We start from the raw sequence: 16128 nt of genomic DNA, 5'->3' as shown, positions 1-16128 counted from the left end.
GCATGGAATTTGCGTTTTATATTTGCGGACTGGTGGCGGTATTGACGACATTACGCGTCATTACCCATACCAATCCGGTACACGCGTTGTTGTACTTAATCATCTCGCTGCTGGCGATTGCCGGTGTGTTCTTTTCGCTCGGCGCCTACTTTGCCGGTGCGTTGGAAATCATCGTTTATGCTGGCGCCATTATGGTTCTGTTCGTCTTCGTGGTGATGATGTTAAACCTTGGCAAATCGGTAGAAGAGCAGGAGCGTAAGTGGCTTCAGCCTTCGTTATGGATTGGGCCTGGTATCGTTTCTCTGTTGCTGTTGATGGTGATGATTTACGCCATCCTTACGGCGAACGATCAGGGGATCGATGGTACTGTCATCGACGCGAAAGCAGTGGGCATTAGCCTGTTCGGCCCTTACGTACTGGCGGTTGAGTTGGCGTCAATGTTGCTGCTTGCCGGCTTGGTGGTCGCGTTCCACATCGGACGTGAAGAACGCCAGGGTGAAGTGCTGAGTAATCGCCCGGCGGATACCGCGAAAAGTAATAAGGAGGAACACGCATGATCCCTCTACAACACGGATTGATACTGGCCGCCGTGCTGTTTGTCCTCGGACTGACATCACTGGTGTTGCGCCGTAATCTGTTGTTTATGCTGATTGGTCTCGAAATCATGATCAACGCCGCAGCGCTGGCGTTAGTGGTGGCGGGGAGCTATTGGGGACAAGCCGACGGTCAGGTGATGTATATCCTGGCAATCAGCCTGGCGGCTGCCGAAGCCAGTATTGGTCTGGCTCTGCTGCTCCAGCTTCATCGTCGTCGTCAGACTCTGAACATTGATACAGTGAGCGAGATGCGCGGATGAACCTTCTCTATTTAACAATTTTGTTGCCGCTGATTGGCTTCTTGCTGCTGGCATTCTCCCGTGGCCGCTGGTCGGAAAACCTTTCCGCCACCGTGGGTATGGGGTCGGTTGGTCTGGCCGCGCTGGTCACCATTTACGTTGGTATGGATTTTTTCAACCACGGGCAACAGGTGTTTCACCAGGCGCTGTGGACCTGGATGCAGGTTGGGCATTTCAACATTGGCGTTAACCTGACGCTGGATGGCCTGTCGCTGACCATGCTTTCGGTGGTGACCGGCGTGGGTTTCTTCATCCACATGTTCGCTTCCTGGTACATGCGCGGTGAAGAAGGATATTCACGCTTCTTCGCCTATACCAACCTGTTTATCGCCAGCATGGTGGTGTTGGTGCTGGCTGACAACCTGATGCTGATGTATCTCGGTTGGGAAGGCGTGGGTCTCTGCTCCTATCTGCTGATTGGTTTCTATTACACCGATCCGAAGAACGGTGCGGCGGCGATGAAAGCCTTTATCATCACCCGTGTCGGTGATGTGTTCCTGGCTTTCGCTCTGTTCATTCTTTACAACGAACTGGGTACGCTGAACTTCCGGGAAATGGTTGAACTGGCGCCAGCGCATTTCGCGGCGGATAACCATATGTTGCAGTGGGCGACCCTGATGTTACTGGGCGGCGCGGTAGGTAAATCTGCGCAGTTGCCGTTGCAAACATGGTTGGCGGATGCGATGGCTGGCCCGACGCCGGTGTCAGCGCTGATCCACGCCGCGACCATGGTGACCGCGGGCGTCTATCTGATCGCGCGTTCACATGGGCTGTTCCTGATGACGCCGGAAGTGCTGCATTTGGTCGGCATTGTTGGCGCGGTGACATTGGTGCTGGCGGGTTTTGCCGCTCTGGTACAAACCGATATCAAACGCGTGCTGGCTTACTCGACCATGAGCCAGATTGGCTACATGTTCCTGGCGCTGGGCGTACAGGCATGGGATGCGGCGATTTTCCACCTGATGACGCATGCGTTCTTTAAAGCGCTGCTGTTCCTCTCTTCGGGCTCCGTCATTCTGGCCTGCCACCACGAACAGAACATCTTCAAAATGGGTGGCTTACGTAAGAGCATCCCGCTGGTGTATGTCTGCTTCCTGGTTGGCGGCGCGGCGCTGTCGGCGTTGCCGCTGATTACTGCCGGCTTCTTCAGTAAGGACGAAATTCTCGCGGGCGCGGTGGTTAACGGGCATATCAATCTGGCGATCGCCGGTTTGGTGGGCGCGTTTATGACTTCGCTGTATACCTTCCGCATGATCTTCATCACCTTCCATGGCGAAGAGAAGATTCACGCCCACGCTGGCAAAGGGATTACTCATCACCTGCCGCTGATCGTGCTACTGATCCTCTCTACCTTTATTGGTGCGTTGATTGTGCCGCCATTAAAAGGCGTATTACCGGATACCGCTGAGCTGGCTCATGGTAGCGTGCTGACGCTGCAAATCACCTCTGGCGTGGTGGCAATTGTCGGTATCCTGCTGGCGGCGGCACTGTGGCTCGGCAAACGTACTCTGGTTACCAGCATTGCAAAAAGCGCGCCGGGACGTTTCTTCAGTACCTGGTGGTTTGCTGCCTGGGGCTTCGACTGGCTGTATGACAAAGTGTTCGTCAAGCCTTACCTCGGTATTGCCTGGCTGCTGTCGCGCGATCCGCTGGATGCGTTGATGACGATACCGGCTTACGTATCGCGTTTCGCGAACCGTGGATTGGTGGTCAGCGAAAGCGGCTATCTGCGCTGGTATGTTGCTTCGATGAGCGTTGGCGCAGTCGTGGTGCTGGCGCTGATGCTGGTGATTTAAGCTTAAGTTGGCGGGGTGGGGGCCATTGACCCACCCGGAACAGGTTTACCATTATCCCCCGGGTTTTCGCGAAAAGCCCGGAAGGGAAAACAAGGATAAGAAGAGTAATGTTACTTCCCTGGCTTATCATTATCCCATTCCTGGGCGGTCTGCTGTGTTGGCAGTCCGAGCGCTTTGGCGTGAAGACGCCGCGCTGGATCGCCTTGATCACAATGGGGCTAACGCTGGCGCTTTCGCTGCAACTCTGGTTGCAGGGTGGCTATACGCTGACGCAGGCTGCGGGGCTTCCGCAGTGGCAAGCAGAGTTCTCGGTACCGTGGATCCCGCGTTTCGGTATTGATTTCCATTTGGCTATCGACGGTTTGTCGCTGCTGATGGTGGTGTTGACCGGTCTGTTAGGTCTAATGGCGGTACTCTGTTCCTGGAACGAAATTGAAAAATATCAGGGGTTCTTTCACCTTAACCTGATGTGGATCCTCGGCGGGGTTATCGGCGTGTTCCTCTCCGTCGATATGTTCCTGTTCTTCTTCTTCTGGGAAATGATGCTGGTGCCGATGTACTTCCTCATCGCGCTCTGGGGTCATAAGGCATCTGACGGTAAAACCCGTATTAGCGCCGCGACTAAGTTCTTCATTTATACCCAGGCATCGGGTCTGGTGATGTTAATTGCGATTCTGGCGTTGGTTTTCGTGCATTACAACGCGACCGGTGTTTGGACGTTCAATTATGAAACGCTGCTGAAGACGCCGATGTCGCACACGGTAGAATACCTGCTGATGCTGGGCTTCTTTATTGCCTTTGCGGTCAAAATGCCGGTAGTACCGTTGCATGGCTGGCTGCCGGATGCGCACAGTCAGGCGCCGACCGCAGGTTCCGTTGACCTGGCGGGGATTTTGTTGAAAACCGCTGCGTATGGTCTGTTGCGTTTCAGCCTGCCGTTGTTCCCGCACGCCTCGGCAGAGTTTGCGCCGATCGCTATGTGGCTTGGTATCATCGGTATCTTCTACGGTGCCTGGATGGCGTTCTCGCAGACCGATATCAAACGTCTGATCGCTTACACCTCCATCTCCCATATGGGCTTTGTGCTGATTGCTATCTACACCGGCAGCCAACTGGCGCTGCAAGGTGCGGTGGTGCAGATGATTGCTCACGGGTTGTCGGCGGCGGCGCTGTTCATCCTGTGTGGTCAGGTTTACGAACGTCTACATACCCGCGATATGCGTGAGATGGGCGGCCTGTGGGCGCGTATCAAATGGATTCCGGGCCTGTCGTTGTTCTTTGCGGTCGCTAACCTTGGTATGCCGGGCACCGGTAACTTCGCCGGGGAATTTATGATTTTGACCGGTAGCTTCCAGGTGGTACCGACGATTATTGTGATTGCGACCTTTGGCTTGGTGTTTGCGTCAGTTTATTCACTGATCATGATGCAACGCGCCTATTACGGTGCGCCAAAATCGGAAACGCCGCTGAAAGGTATGACTTCGCGCGAGTTCCTGATGATTATGGTGTTGGTGGTTCTGCTGGTGCTGCTGGGGGTTTATCCGCAGCCGATTCTGGACACCTCACATGCTGCGATGAGTAACATCCAGCAGTGGTTTACCGCTTCAATTTCAACTACAAGGCCGTAATTCGCCATGACAATAACTCCTCAACAATTGATCGCGCTACTACCGCTGTTGATCGTCGGATTGACGGTGGTGGTTGTGATGCTGTCCATTGCGTGGCGACGCAACCACTTTGTCAATGCGACGCTGTCAGTAATTGGCCTCAACCTGGCGCTACTGTCTCTCTACTTTGTTGGCCAGGTTGGCCCGATGGATGTCACGCCGCTGTTGCGCGTCGATGGCTACTCAATGTTCTATACCGGCCTGGTGATGCTGGCAAGTCTTGCGACCTGTACCTTTGCCTATCCGTGGTTGGCAGGTTTCCCGGATAATCGCGACGAGTTCTATCTGCTGGTGCTGATTGCCGCACTGGGCGGTGTGGTGCTCGCCAGCGCCAACCATCTGGCTTCACTGTTCATCGGTATTGAGTTGATCTCGTTGCCGCTGTTCGGTCTGATTGGTTACGCGTTCCGGCAGAAACGCTCGCTGGAAGCCGCGCTGAAATACACCATCCTGTCAGCGGCGGCGTCTTCGTTCCTGCTGTTTGGTATGGCGTTAATTTACGCGGATTCAGGCAACCTCGGCTTTGTCGCGTTAGGTAAGAGCCTGACTGACAATGTTATTCATCAGCCGCTGTTGCTGGTGGGTCTGGGTATGATGATTGTCGGCTTAGGCTTTAAACTGTCGCTGGTGCCATTCCATCTGTGGACGCCGGATGTGTATCAAGGTGCGCCAGCACCGGTCTCTACCTTCCTGGCGACCGCCAGTAAAATCGCCATTTTCGGCGTGGTGATGCGTCTGTTTATGTACGCGCCGGTGACCGATAACGAAGCGGTACGTACCGTACTGGGCATTATCGCCTTTGTGTCGATTCTGTTCGGTAACTTGATGGCTATCTCGCAGAGTAATATCAAGCGTCTGCTAGGTTACTCTTCAATTGCACACCTCGGTTATCTGTTGGTGGCGTTGATTGCGGTACAAACCCATCAGCTTTCGCTGGAAGCGGTTGGTGTCTATCTGGCGGGTTACCTGTTTAGCAGCCTCGGCGCGTTTGGCGTGGTCAGTTTGATGTCCAGCCCGTATCGCGGTCCGGATGCGGATTCGCTCTACTCATACCGTGGTCTGTTCTGGCACCGTCCGATTTTGTCGGCAGTTATGACTGTGATGATGTTGTCGCTGGCCGGTATCCCGATGACGCTGGGCTTTATCGGTAAGTTCTACGTCATCGCAGTAGGTGTGAATGCACACCTGTGGTGGTTAACTGCGGCGGTGGTGGTTGGTAGCGCCATCGGCCTGTACTACTACCTGCGTGTGACCGTGAGTTTGTACCTGAGCCCGCCGGAACTGCATACGCGTGATACACCAGCCAACTGGGCGTTTACCGCGGGCGGCGTGGTAGTACTGATCTCTGCGATTCTGGTACTGGCGCTGGGTATCTATCCTCAGCCGCTGATTAAGCTGGTGCAACTGGCTCAGCCGCTTATGTAAGCGTCGGCGTAACGCTGTCGTCTAAATCAGGCCCTGGTGGCCTGATTTTTTTTGCCTGTCTTTCACCGTATCGATTCACGAAACAGGCAATGTCGTACGGTCTTTGGCCGTAGATCACGGTATAGTAACCGTTATTCTTGTGACCGCTTTTCGCTCGGTAATGAGCCAGGGGAAAAATATGGATCTGTTGTGGCAAGACTTACACCAGCGCGATCTACAGATAGCGCAACTTTACGCTATTTTGTCGCTACGTAACGCGGTGTTCATTGTTGAGCAAAATTGTCCCTATCAGGATCTGGATGGGCAGGATTTGGCGCATGATAATCGTCATATTATTGGTCAGCTGGAAAATAAGATTCTGGCCTATGCGCGTATTCTTACGCCGCAAGATCAGGACAGTCCGGTGATCATCGGGCGGGTGATTATTGCGTCGGAGGCGCGGGGCCTAAATTTGGGCTATCGGCTGATGGAGCAGTGCATTGCCAGTTGCGAACAGTTTTGGCCAGGCCGGGCGATGTATTTATCCGCGCAGGCGCATTTGGAAAAATTTTACCGACAGCTTGGTTTTCATCCGGTTACGGACGTGTATTTGGAAGATAATATTCCGCATATTGGGATGCGTCACGAGTAGCAGGGAATGGTTTGCGGCGGGCGAAGTGCCTGCCGGTAGCGCGGATTGTTAAGGGCCAGGCTTATGGCCCTTAACTCGCTCGCCTTTCAGGCGAGAGAAACGCCGTTGACCTGGCTGCGTCAACCTGGCGCACAGAGCAAGGTAAACGCTGTTGCGCTGCGGAAGACGGAAACAGGGTATTCACGAAAAAACCACAGGCATGCCCGATCAGGATAACCGGACATGCCCAAACTTGATGAATTAACCCGGATTCATCTGCCGATCATCAACATACTTACGCTGATCCGGCGGCGGCGGGAAATATTGATACAACCACGTTTCGCTCAACGTCTCATCCTTGGTACGCAAGAACAAACGCATATCCACTGGCGTGGTCGCATCGCTATTTGGATACCAGTCAAACAGAATGCGATACCCATCTAACGGCTCAACATACAGAATTTCAATCTGTTTAATGGTACCTGAAGAGACGGTAATCACCGGCTCGATCCCCTTCGGCGCGGCGGCTTTCAGATCGCCACCAACGAAATCGACCGCAAAACGGCGCGACCAAACTTCCGGGAAGTGCTCGCCCGGCGCCCAACCCTCCGGGAACCCACCCATACCGGAACGTGTCGCATCCACCCGCGCCAAACCGCTACGCACCGGCGGCAGGCTGCTCCAGTAAAGCTTATAGTGGAAGTTATATTCACTGCCGGCCTTAATTGGCTGCTCGGGTTGCCAGAAACACACTACGTTATCCAACGTTTCGCCGGTGGTAGGGATCTCCATCACATTGATGGCGCCTTTACCCCATTTACCCAGCGGCTCAACCCACAGACTAGGACGTTTATCGTACCAGCCAATCACATCCTGATAATCCTTAAAGTCATGGTTAAGCTGCAGCAGGCCAAAACCGCGCGGGTTATTATCCTGATAGGCGTTGAACTGCAACTTCTGCGGATTATTCAGCGGGCGGGCAATCCACTCACCGCTACCGGTCCACATCGCCAGACGATCGGAGTCATGTATCTGCGGATGATAGGTATTACACATACGGCGTTCGTTAGTGCCGCAACTGAACATACTGGTCATTGGCGCGATGCCCAGTTGTTTAATATCAGTACGTGCGAAGAGATGATTTTCAATCTCCATTACCACACGTTTTTCTTCGCAATCAATGGTGAACTTATAAGCACCGGTAACGCTCGGGCCGTCCAGCAGCGCATAAACGGTAAAAGTGGTCGACTCCGGCGCCACGGTATCGAACCAAAACGCGGTGAAGTCCGGGAACTCTTCGTGGCCGTTACTAAAGGTGTTAACCGCAACGCCGCGTGCCGAAAGACCATATTGATAGGTGTCATCCACCGCGCGGAAATAACTGGCGCCGAGGAAAGAGACAATATCGCGACGTGCCAACTCCGGCTTTTTAAACGCACGGAATCCGGCAAAGCCAAGATCGGTTTTCCCTTCAAGCTGATGCATATCAACTTGTGCATTGTTGTAGTTAAACAATTCGGGACGGAAGTGAATTTCACGCGCTTCACGACTTTTGGCGTCGACGGAAAACATACGAATACGACGTTTAAAACCCATGCCGACATGGAAAAATTGCACATCGAGATCGCGGTTTGCCACATCATTCCACAGTGAGTGATTCGCATCGTACTGAATTTCGTTGTAGGCCTGTGGCGTCAGATTAGCGAGCGTTGGCGGTAACGCGCCCGGCGCGCCGCCCCACGGTTTTTTCGCCAGACCGGCGGCCATTTTCTTCAGTTCGTCAAAGTCAAAGCGCGTCGCGGTACCATCGGCGATCCCTTCATCCGCCCAGGCGGACTGCGCAAACAGCGTAGATAAGCCGGACATTCCGCTTACCGTCGCGAAAGCCATTGACGCTTTCATAAACATTCTTCGATTCATGCCAGAAATCTTTTCCTTTGCTGAACGGAGTTTGTAGTGATTGTCGTGCTTTCGCACCCACTTGCATTGCCTGCTTTAACAGGATACAGGGAGGTAGGACAATCTGCGGTAGTAAAAATTCAGTCATCAGAAAATTTATCAGATAAATCAAAGAAACGAAGCGATTTCGACCATCGACGGTGGAAATAACCGTGATCGTTGGTCGCGAATCAGCTGCTTATCGGGAGGATTCTGCCATTCTCGGTTAATTCCTGGACGCACGAAGGGAGGAAAACTGTCTATAGTTAATGGACATGCATGTTATTCACACGGAGGAAAGAGATGGCTAGATCTACTGAACCGCATGAAACACACCTTGATGATGACCTGACGCTATTAACCGAAACACTGGAAGAGGTGCTGAAATCATCAGGCGATCCTGCCGATCAAAAGTATGTTGAGCTCAAGGCTAAAGCCGAGCAGGCACTGCATGAAGTTAAATCGCGCGTGAGCGAAGCATCCGATACTTACTACTATCGTGCGAAACAGGTGGCCTACCGTGCCGATGATTATGTCCACGATAAACCGTGGCATGGTATTGGCGTCGGCGCTACCGCCGGATTGATTTTGGGATTGTTGTTGGCGCGTCGTTAGCCGGGTATTAATCCCCTCTTTCAACGCGGAAGAGGGGGTTGTATCAAAAAAGCCTGTTTTCACTCATTGCACGATCCCCGCTTTTCCTGCCTTAAATCAAAGTAGCGCTTAGCGCACCTGCTTACACTATCCACCTCATTACTGCTTATGAGGTCGTCGTGCTCATCCTCTCTGCCGCCTTGCAACAGTTGCGTGCGCAACTGACGCGCGTTAACACCAGCGCGTCAGGCCACCATCGGTTACAGGTTAAATTCTCGTCAACGGAAGACACGCTCACTTGGCTGGCATCGCAGCCATGCTGGCCTCAGCTTTGGTGGCAGCATCGCCACGGCACCGAACAGGTGGCTGCCTGCGGCGCCGTGGCGCATTTTGCACAATTTAGCCTGGCGCAACAATTTAGTCGGCGCTTACCGCCGGATTGGCGTATTTGGGGGTGCAACAACTTTAGTGCCGAAGAGAGCTACTTGTTTTTGCCACGGCTGATTTGGCGTCGTTGTGCCGATGCGCAGTGGTTGATTGTTAATCTCTACAGTGAGAACGCGTTGTATGAGGATGCGCAGCAAGCGCTGGCTTTTCTTGACACGCTCACCTCCGCCGCCTTGCCGGCGACTTTACCCACCCGCTTACAACATAAACAACATGCGCCGGACAAGGCGGCATGGTGTCAAATGGTGACGCAAGCGATTGAGGGGATTCAGGCGGGCGCGATGGAAAAAGTGGTGCTGGCGCGCGCGACCGATCTCCATTTTGAGCAAAAGGTTTCCGCCGCCGCGCTGTTGGCGCAAAGCCGCCACGTCAATCTGCACTGTTACCACTTTATGTTGGCCTTTGATGCCGACACGGCGTTTCTCGGCTCCAGTCCGGAACGTCTCTACCTGCGCCAGCATACTGAGTTACTCACCGAAGCGCTGGCTGGCACCGTCGCACGCGATTCTGATGAGCGTACTGCCGTTCGTCAGGCGGAGTGGCTATGTAATGACGATAAAAATCAGCGTGAGAACTGGCTGGTAGTGGATGACATTTGTCAGCGCTTGCACGGCATGGTGTCGGGTCTGGATGTTATGCCGCCGGAAGTGGTGCGTCTGCGTAAGGTGCAACATTTACGCCGTCGCATTCACGCGGCGCTACGCAGCCACAGTGATGAGTTGTGTTTAACCCGCTTGCAGCCCACGGCGGCGGTAGCCGGGCTGCCGCGCCAGGCCGCGCGTAACTTTATTCTGCGTCATGAACCCTTCGAACGTGAGTGGTATGCCGGTTCGATGGGGTATCTCTCTGCCCGACAAAGTGAGTTTTGCGTTTCGCTGCGTTCGGCGCGGGTTGACGGTGCGCGAGTCCGTTTGTATGCCGGCGCCGGTATTGTGGCGGGTTCCGATCCCGAGCTGGAGTGGCAAGAGATCGATAACAAGGCGGCGGCTCTGGCTTCATTGCTGACGCCAGAAGCACTGTAATACCGCGTCAAATCAACATCCATGCAGAGCGAACTTGTATAATCAACCGCGGTTTTCTGCCAGGAGTGGGGTATGTCGATAAGTACGTTCAATCGCCGCTGGGCTGAAGTTTTAATTGAAGCGCTGACGCGACACGGCCTGCGCCATATGTGTATTGCGCCTGGGTCGCGCTCGGCGCCGTTAACGCTGGCTGCGGCAGCCAATGGCAAGCTGACCTGCCACACCCATTTTGATGAGCGTGGCTTAGGGCATTTAGCGCTGGGGTTAGCCAAGGCTGCCCGACAACCGGTCGGTATTATTGTGACTTCTGGCACCGCCGTTGCCAATCTTTACCCGGCGATTATTGAAGCGCGTTTAACCGGGGAGAGGTTGGTGGTTCTTACTGCTGACCGTCCACCCGAATTGATTGATTGTGGAGCCAACCAGGCCATTGCGCAGGTTGGCATCTTCGCCGATCACGCCGATGCGCTTAACTTGCCGCGCCCAACCGATGCTATTCCTGCCCGTTGGCTTATCTCTGCCGTAGATAATTTGCTCGCCTCCGCCCGTTTTGGCGCAGTTCAGATTAACTGCCCGTTTGCCGAACCGCTGTACGGTGAAGACGACGGCGCTTATCAGAGTTGGCGCGATGCGCCAGGCGCCTGGTGGCAGCAGACGACCCCGTGGTTACGCTATAGCCAGCAGGCGATAACGATGCGGCAACCCGATTGGTTTTCGTGGCGGCAGAAACGCGGCGTTGTGGTCGCCGGGCGGATGAGTGCGGAAGAGGGGGCTCAGGTTGCCGAGTGGGCCAGTACGCTCGGGTGGCCGCTGTTAGGCGATGTGTTATCGCAAACCGGGCAGCCGCTGGCCTGTAGCGATTTGTGGCTGAACCATCCTCAGGCCCGGCAAACCTTGGCGCAGGCGGAACTGGTGGTGCAGTTTGGCGGCGGGTTAACCGGTAAGCGGTTACTACAGTGGCAAAATAGCAGTCGACCGGAGAATTGGTGGTTGGTTGATTCGGCGCCAGGTCGCCGCGATCCGGCCGCGCACGGTGGTCGACGTATCATTGCCGCGCCCGGCGAGTGGTTACGGCAGCATCCGGCGCAGCCGCGTGCGGCGTGGGCCGGGCATCTCGTGCTGTTATCTATCACGGCGCAGCAACAGGTGGACGCCGCGACACAAACATTTGGCGAGGCGCGGCTGGCACACCGTTTGCCCGAACTGCTGCCAGAGAATGGACAGTTGTTTGTTGGCAATAGTCTGATTGTCCGTTTAGTCGATGCATTCGCCCAGTTGCCGGTTGGCTATCCGGTTTACAGCAACCGGGGAGCCAGCGGTATTGACGGGTTACTCTCAAGCGCAGCGGGCGTCCAGCGCGCACAGCCGCGGCCAATGCTAGTGCTGCTCGGGGATATTTCCACGCTTTACGATCTTAATGCGCTGGCGTTGCTACGCGATGCGCCTGCGCCATTAGTGGTGCTGGTGGTTAACAATAACGGCGGCCAAATTTTCTCCTTATTACCCACTCCGGAAGCTGAGCGGCAGCGCTTTTTTTGTATGCCGCAGTCGGTCAGTTTCGCCCCTGCCGCCGCAATGTTCGGTTTGCAGTATGCCTGTCCGGAAAACTGGTCGGCGCTACAAACCTACCTACAGCAGTGTTGGCGGCGTGGCGGTAGCCACTTAGTCGAACTGGTTGTTGACGCAGAAAGCGGCGCGCAAACGCTGGTCGCCCTGGTGAAACAGATGGAGGAAGCATGATCCTGCATGCGCAATGGCGTGGACATCACCAGAGCAGTAAGCCGGTACTGGTTTGGCTGCACGGTTTTTTGGGCAACGCCCGTGACTGGCAGGCGGTTCAAAGTGATTTCGTCGACTGGCCCTGTCTGAGTGTCGATCTTCCCGGACATGGCGGTTCGCGCGCACAGCAGATCGATGGTTTTCCGGCGCTCTGTCAACGCCTATCCGCCACGCTGCAAGCTCACCAGGTCAGGCGTTATTGGTTAATCGGTTACTCGCTTGGCGGGCGCATTGCAATGTATTACGCCTGCCGTGCGGCACTGGCGGGGCTATGCGGCGTAGTGGTGGAGGCCGGTCATCCGGGCCTGAGTAATGCATGTGAGCGGCAACAGCGGTATGAGGCCGATAGCGAGTGGGCGCAGCGTTTTCGCTGTGCGCCGCTAACGCAGACGCTTGAGGCGTGGTATCAACAGCCGCTATTCGCTGAATTGACTGAGAAACAGCGCCAGCGGCTGATCGCCGAGCGCGCCGAAGGCTATGGGCCGGAGCTGGCGGCAATGCTGGAAGCTACCTCATTGAGCCGCCAGCCGGACCTGCTATCGGAGCTACGCCAACTGTCGGTGCCATTGCACTACCTGTGTGGTGAGCAAGACAACAAATTTAAACAGTTAGCGCAGCGCTGCACATTGCCGCTAACCCTGATTGAAGCCGCAGGGCATAACGCACACCGGGCTAATCCGGCTGCTTTCGCCCGACGGCTAGCGCCAATGTTGCGCCAGCCGGTTTAACGCCATTTTCACAATGAGGAACTTATGATCTATCCCGATGAACAGCAGCTTTATGCGCCGGTTGAATGGCAAGATTGCAGCGGTGATTTTGTCGATATTCTCTACCATAAATCTCACGATGGCATCGCCAAAATCACCCTCAACCGTCCCCAAGTGCGTAACGCTTTCCGGCCCTTAACCGTGAAAGAGATGATGCTGGCGCTGAACGATGCGCGTCATGATGAAGGCGTTGGGGTAATTATCCTGACCGGCGCTGGCGAGCAGGCTTTTTGCGCCGGTGGCGATCAAAAAGTACGTGGCGATTACGGCGGGTATCAGGATGATTCCGGCGTGCACCATCTCAATGTGCTGGATTTTCAACGCCAAATCCGCACCTGTCCAAAACCGGTGGTCGCCATGGTAGCCGGTTACGCGATTGGCGGCGGTCACGTATTACATATGATGTGTGATTTAACCCTGGCGGCCGATAATGCGCGGTTTGGTCAAACCGGTCCGAAAGTCGGCTCCTTTGACGGCGGCTGGGGCGCATCCTATATGGCGCGTATTGTTGGTCAGAAAAAAGCGCGTGAAATTTGGTTCCTGTGCCGCCAGTACGATGCGCAGCAGGCGCTAGATATGGGGCTGGTTAATACGGTGGTGCCGCTGGCGGCGTTGGAAAAAGAGACCGTACGCTGGTGCCGTGAAATGCTACAAAACAGCCCGATGGCATTGCGCTGTCTGAAAGCGGCACTCAATGCCGATTGTGATGGTCAGGCCGGTCTACAGGAGTTGGCGGGCAATGCCACCATGCTGTTCTATATGACCGAGGAAGGGCAAGAAGGGCGCAACGCGTTTAATCAAAAACGTCAGCCCGATTTCAGTAAGTTTACACGGAACCCATAATGCGGCAGGCCACGCTCTGGCGCTATGCCATCCCGATGGAAACGGGCGTTGTGCTACGGGAAGCGCGTTTACATCAGCGGGAAGGGCTGTTGGTTGAACTGCGGGTGGGCGATCGGCACGGGTGGGGTGAGATCGCGCCGCTGCCTGGGTTCAGCCGTGAAGATCTCTGTAGCGCCCGGCAAGACGCGCGGGATTGGCTCTCACTCTGGTGTAAAGGCGGCACACCAAATGACAGCGGACTGCCGTCGGTGGCATTTGGCCTCAGTTGCGCACTCGCCGAGTTGGAACAAACCCTCCCGCAGGCGGGAAGCTGGCATAGTGCGGCGCTGTGTACAGGCGATCCTGACGAACTGTTCGAACGGTTGCAGGCGTTGCCGCAGCCGGTGGCGAAAATGAAAGTCGGGCAGTATGAGGCGGCGCGCGACGGCATGTTAGCCGGGCTGTTGTTAGAGGCGCTACCGGATCTACGGCTGCGGCTGGATGCCAATCGGCGTTGGACACCGGAAAAAGCCTTGCAATTTGCCCGCTATATTGCCCCCACGCTGCGTTCGCGTATCGACTTTATTGAAGAACCTTGCCAGTGCCCGGACGATTCCCGGCAGTTTGCTGATGAAACCGGTATCACCATTGCCTGGGATGAGAGCCTGCGCGAAGAGCCGTTCTGCTTGCAGGCGCAGCCAGGCGTGGCGGCAATAGTGATTAAACCCACCTTAACCGGCAGCCTGACGCGTATCAAACAACAGATTGAGGCGGCACGACAGTATGGGGTTCGGACCATTATCAGCTCCGCGCTTGAGTCGAGTTTAGGGTTGACGCAACTGGCGCGGCTGGCGCATTGGCTGACCGCCGATGAGGTTCCGGGGCTGGATACCTTAAACCTAATGCAGTACCAGCTACTACGCGCCTGGCCGGGTAGCCCGCTACCGCTTAAGGACAAGGAGTGGTTAACGCGAGAGTGGCAGTCATGAATGATTTTCCGTGGCGTGAGCATGCCCGACATAAGCCCGATGACTGTGCGCTAATTTTGAACGGGGAACCTCTCAGTTGGCGGCAGTTGGCACACCGTGTTGATGTGCGAGTAAACGGGTTTCGCCAACAGGGCGTACATAGCGGCTGCGGCGTGGTGTTACGTGCGAAAAATAGTGCGACTACGCTGCTGGCCTGGTTGGCGTTATTGCAAGCTGGCGTGCGTTTATTGCCGCTTAATCCCCAATTGCCCGATACCTTGCTGGCTGAATTACTGCCCGGTTTGAATATGGATTTTATCCTTAATCTTGACGGACCCTGTGCATGTTCACTGCCCGCGCTGCGAATACAGGCGCTCTCTGGGCACGACCGGCACCGTCAAGAGCCACAGGCCATTGCGACGCTGACGCTGACTTCTGGTTCATCTGGCTTACCCAAAGCCGCCGCGCATACCTTTGCCGCCTTGTTAGCCAGCGCGCGCGCGGTCAATCAGTTAATGGCGTTTACCGCCGGAGAACGCTGGCTACTTTCTCTACCGCTGTTTCATGTCTCCGGGCAAGGTATTGTCTGGCGCTGGCTGGCGGCGGGAGCGACACTGGTGGTGGATGAGCACCGGCCTTTAGCGCAGGCATTAGCGCAAGCCAGTTGGGCCTCGTTAGTGCCAACGCAACTGTGGCGATTATTACGACAGCCGCAACTACCGGCGAGTTTAAAAGCGGTACTGCTTGGGGGAGCGGCGATTCCGCCGGAACTGGTGGCACAAGCGGAAGCGCGCGGGATTAGTTGTTGGTGCGGTTACGGGATGACAGAGACGGCATCGACCGTGTGCGGCAAACGCGCTGATGGGCGAAGCGGCGTCGGGGTACCGCTCGGCGGGCGCGAAGTGAGGCTGGTCGATGGGGAGATCCGCGTGCGTGCCGATTCACTGGCCTGCGGTTACTGGCGAGCGGGTGAATTGGTGCCCTTGACCGATGCTGACGGATGGCTGCACACCCGCGATCGCGGTGCCTGGATTGACGGTGAGTTACAGGTGCTGGGGCGGCTGGATAACCTCTTTTTTAGCGCTGGTGAAGCGGTCCAGCCGGAACAGGTGGAACGGGTATTGCTGCGTCATCCCGCCGTATTACAAGTTTTTGTGGTACCACGGGCAGACAGCGAATTTGGCCATCGTCCGGTAGCGTTGCTGGAGTTAGCGACGGAAGAGCATTTTGAGGAGATTGCCGCATGGGCGAAAACACAACTGGCCGGTTTCCAGCGCCCGGTTGAATGGTTTACGCTACCGGCGACGTTAAGTAACGGTGGCATAAAAATTTCCCGCCAGCGCTTGCAGCAGTGGGTGGCGTTGCAACCGGTGCACGTTTAGGGGCGGCTCGTCCGCC

14 protein-coding genes are annotated in these 16128 nt (G+C 55.5%); 13 read left to right on the top strand and 1 reads right to left on the bottom strand.

What is annotated here, in order from left to right; all coding sequences use genetic code 11:
• The first annotated feature begins 2 nt into the window (after nucleotides 1-2).
• From nuoJ to PMPD1_RS15095, 6 genes are all read left to right on the top strand, one after another.
• Complete coding sequence (nuoJ, locus tag PMPD1_RS15120; RefSeq protein ID WP_173634826.1) at nucleotides 3-557, top strand: NADH-quinone oxidoreductase subunit J; 555 nt, start codon at nucleotides 3-5, stop codon at nucleotides 555-557.
• Nucleotides 554-856, top strand: coding sequence for an NADH-quinone oxidoreductase subunit NuoK (nuoK, locus tag PMPD1_RS15115; RefSeq protein ID WP_130830854.1), 303 nt, complete (start codon nucleotides 554-556; stop codon nucleotides 854-856). Before nuoJ ends, nuoK begins: the two co-directional genes overlap by 4 nt.
• Nucleotides 853-2691 (top strand): NADH-quinone oxidoreductase subunit L, encoded by a 1839-nt coding sequence (nuoL, locus tag PMPD1_RS15110; protein WP_173634825.1) that lies wholly within the window; start codon nucleotides 853-855, stop codon nucleotides 2689-2691. The genes nuoK and nuoL overlap by 4 nt, the downstream gene beginning before the upstream one ends.
• Nucleotides 2692-2798: 107 nt before the next feature.
• Nucleotides 2799-4319: an NADH-quinone oxidoreductase subunit M gene (nuoM, locus tag PMPD1_RS15105; RefSeq protein WP_173634824.1), complete on the top strand. Its 1521-nt coding sequence runs from the start codon at nucleotides 2799-2801 to the stop codon at nucleotides 4317-4319.
• 6 nt (nucleotides 4320-4325) lie between these two features.
• A complete protein-coding gene (gene nuoN / locus PMPD1_RS15100) occupies nucleotides 4326-5783 on the top strand; it encodes an NADH-quinone oxidoreductase subunit NuoN (RefSeq protein ID WP_173634823.1) in 1458 nt (485 codons plus the stop codon).
• Between the two features lie 178 nt (nucleotides 5784-5961).
• Nucleotides 5962-6414 carry a GNAT family N-acetyltransferase gene (locus PMPD1_RS15095; protein WP_173634822.1) on the top strand — a complete coding sequence of 151 codons (453 nt, stop codon included), beginning with the start codon at nucleotides 5962-5964 and terminating at the stop codon, nucleotides 6412-6414.
• A 240-nt stretch (nucleotides 6415-6654) separates the two neighbouring features.
• Here the strand turns inward: PMPD1_RS15095 and PMPD1_RS15090 are convergent, their stop codons facing one another.
• Nucleotides 6655-8313 carry a glucan biosynthesis protein D gene (locus tag PMPD1_RS15090; protein ID WP_173634821.1) on the bottom strand — a complete coding sequence of 553 codons (1659 nt, stop codon included), beginning with the start codon at nucleotides 8311-8313 and terminating at the stop codon, nucleotides 6655-6657.
• A 321-nt stretch (nucleotides 8314-8634) separates the two neighbouring features.
• Between PMPD1_RS15090 and elaB the strand changes: the two genes are divergently transcribed.
• The 7 genes from elaB to menE all read left to right on the top strand — a co-directional run bounded on the left by elaB (nucleotide 8635) and on the right by menE (nucleotide 16112).
• Nucleotides 8635-8946, top strand: coding sequence for a stress response protein ElaB (gene elaB, locus PMPD1_RS15085; RefSeq protein ID WP_173634820.1), 312 nt, complete (start codon nucleotides 8635-8637; stop codon nucleotides 8944-8946).
• 158 nt (nucleotides 8947-9104) lie between these two features.
• Nucleotides 9105-10394 (top strand): isochorismate synthase MenF, encoded by a 1290-nt coding sequence (menF, locus tag PMPD1_RS15080; protein WP_173634819.1) that lies wholly within the window; start codon nucleotides 9105-9107, stop codon nucleotides 10392-10394.
• 72 nt (nucleotides 10395-10466) lie between these two features.
• Nucleotides 10467-12134: a 2-succinyl-5-enolpyruvyl-6-hydroxy-3-cyclohexene-1-carboxylic-acid synthase gene (gene menD, locus PMPD1_RS15075; RefSeq protein WP_173634818.1), complete on the top strand. Its 1668-nt coding sequence runs from the start codon at nucleotides 10467-10469 to the stop codon at nucleotides 12132-12134.
• Nucleotides 12131-12901 carry a 2-succinyl-6-hydroxy-2,4-cyclohexadiene-1-carboxylate synthase gene (menH, locus tag PMPD1_RS15070; protein ID WP_173634817.1) on the top strand — a complete coding sequence of 257 codons (771 nt, stop codon included), beginning with the start codon at nucleotides 12131-12133 and terminating at the stop codon, nucleotides 12899-12901. Before menD ends, menH begins: the two co-directional genes overlap by 4 nt.
• Nucleotides 12902-12925: 24 nt before the next feature.
• Nucleotides 12926-13783: a 1,4-dihydroxy-2-naphthoyl-CoA synthase gene (gene menB, locus PMPD1_RS15065; RefSeq protein WP_173634816.1), complete on the top strand. Its 858-nt coding sequence runs from the start codon at nucleotides 12926-12928 to the stop codon at nucleotides 13781-13783.
• The gene (gene menC / locus PMPD1_RS15060; RefSeq protein WP_173634815.1) at nucleotides 13783-14751 is read left to right on the top strand and encodes an o-succinylbenzoate synthase; all 969 of its coding nucleotides are present in this window, start codon (nucleotides 13783-13785) and stop codon (nucleotides 14749-14751) included. Before menB ends, menC begins: the two co-directional genes overlap by 1 nt.
• The gene (menE, locus tag PMPD1_RS15055; RefSeq protein WP_173636243.1) at nucleotides 14739-16112 is read left to right on the top strand and encodes an o-succinylbenzoate--CoA ligase; all 1374 of its coding nucleotides are present in this window, start codon (nucleotides 14739-14741) and stop codon (nucleotides 16110-16112) included. Before menC ends, menE begins: the two co-directional genes overlap by 13 nt.
• Nucleotides 16113-16128: the final 16 nt, after the last annotated feature.

Source organism: Paramixta manurensis (assembly GCF_013285385.1).
Lineage (GTDB): Bacteria > Pseudomonadota > Gammaproteobacteria > Enterobacterales > Enterobacteriaceae > Paramixta > Paramixta manurensis.
Note: the sequence above shows the minus strand (reverse complement) of the source record. Positions and strands in the feature narration are given on the sequence as shown.

Excerpts from the sequence above, each read along its gene's own strand:
- nuoJ (WP_173634826.1), top strand. The coding sequence starts at position 3 with ATGGAATTTGCGTTTTATATTTGCGGACTGGTGGCGGTATTGACGACA.
- nuoK (WP_130830854.1), top strand. The coding sequence starts at position 554 with ATGATCCCTCTACAACACGGATTGATACTGGCCGCCGTGCTGTTTGTC.
- nuoL (WP_173634825.1), top strand. The coding sequence starts at position 853 with ATGAACCTTCTCTATTTAACAATTTTGTTGCCGCTGATTGGCTTCTTG.
- nuoM (WP_173634824.1), top strand. The coding sequence starts at position 2,799 with ATGTTACTTCCCTGGCTTATCATTATCCCATTCCTGGGCGGTCTGCTG.
- nuoN (WP_173634823.1), top strand. The coding sequence starts at position 4,326 with ATGACAATAACTCCTCAACAATTGATCGCGCTACTACCGCTGTTGATC.
- PMPD1_RS15095 (WP_173634822.1), top strand. The coding sequence starts at position 5,962 with ATGGATCTGTTGTGGCAAGACTTACACCAGCGCGATCTACAGATAGCG.
- PMPD1_RS15090 (WP_173634821.1), bottom strand. The coding sequence starts at position 8,313 with ATGAATCGAAGAATGTTTATGAAAGCGTCAATGGCTTTCGCGACGGTA.
- elaB (WP_173634820.1), top strand. The coding sequence starts at position 8,635 with ATGGCTAGATCTACTGAACCGCATGAAACACACCTTGATGATGACCTG.
- menD (WP_173634818.1), top strand. The coding sequence starts at position 10,467 with ATGTCGATAAGTACGTTCAATCGCCGCTGGGCTGAAGTTTTAATTGAA.
- menH (WP_173634817.1), top strand. The coding sequence starts at position 12,131 with ATGATCCTGCATGCGCAATGGCGTGGACATCACCAGAGCAGTAAGCCG.
- menB (WP_173634816.1), top strand. The coding sequence starts at position 12,926 with ATGATCTATCCCGATGAACAGCAGCTTTATGCGCCGGTTGAATGGCAA.
- menC (WP_173634815.1), top strand. The coding sequence starts at position 13,783 with ATGCGGCAGGCCACGCTCTGGCGCTATGCCATCCCGATGGAAACGGGC.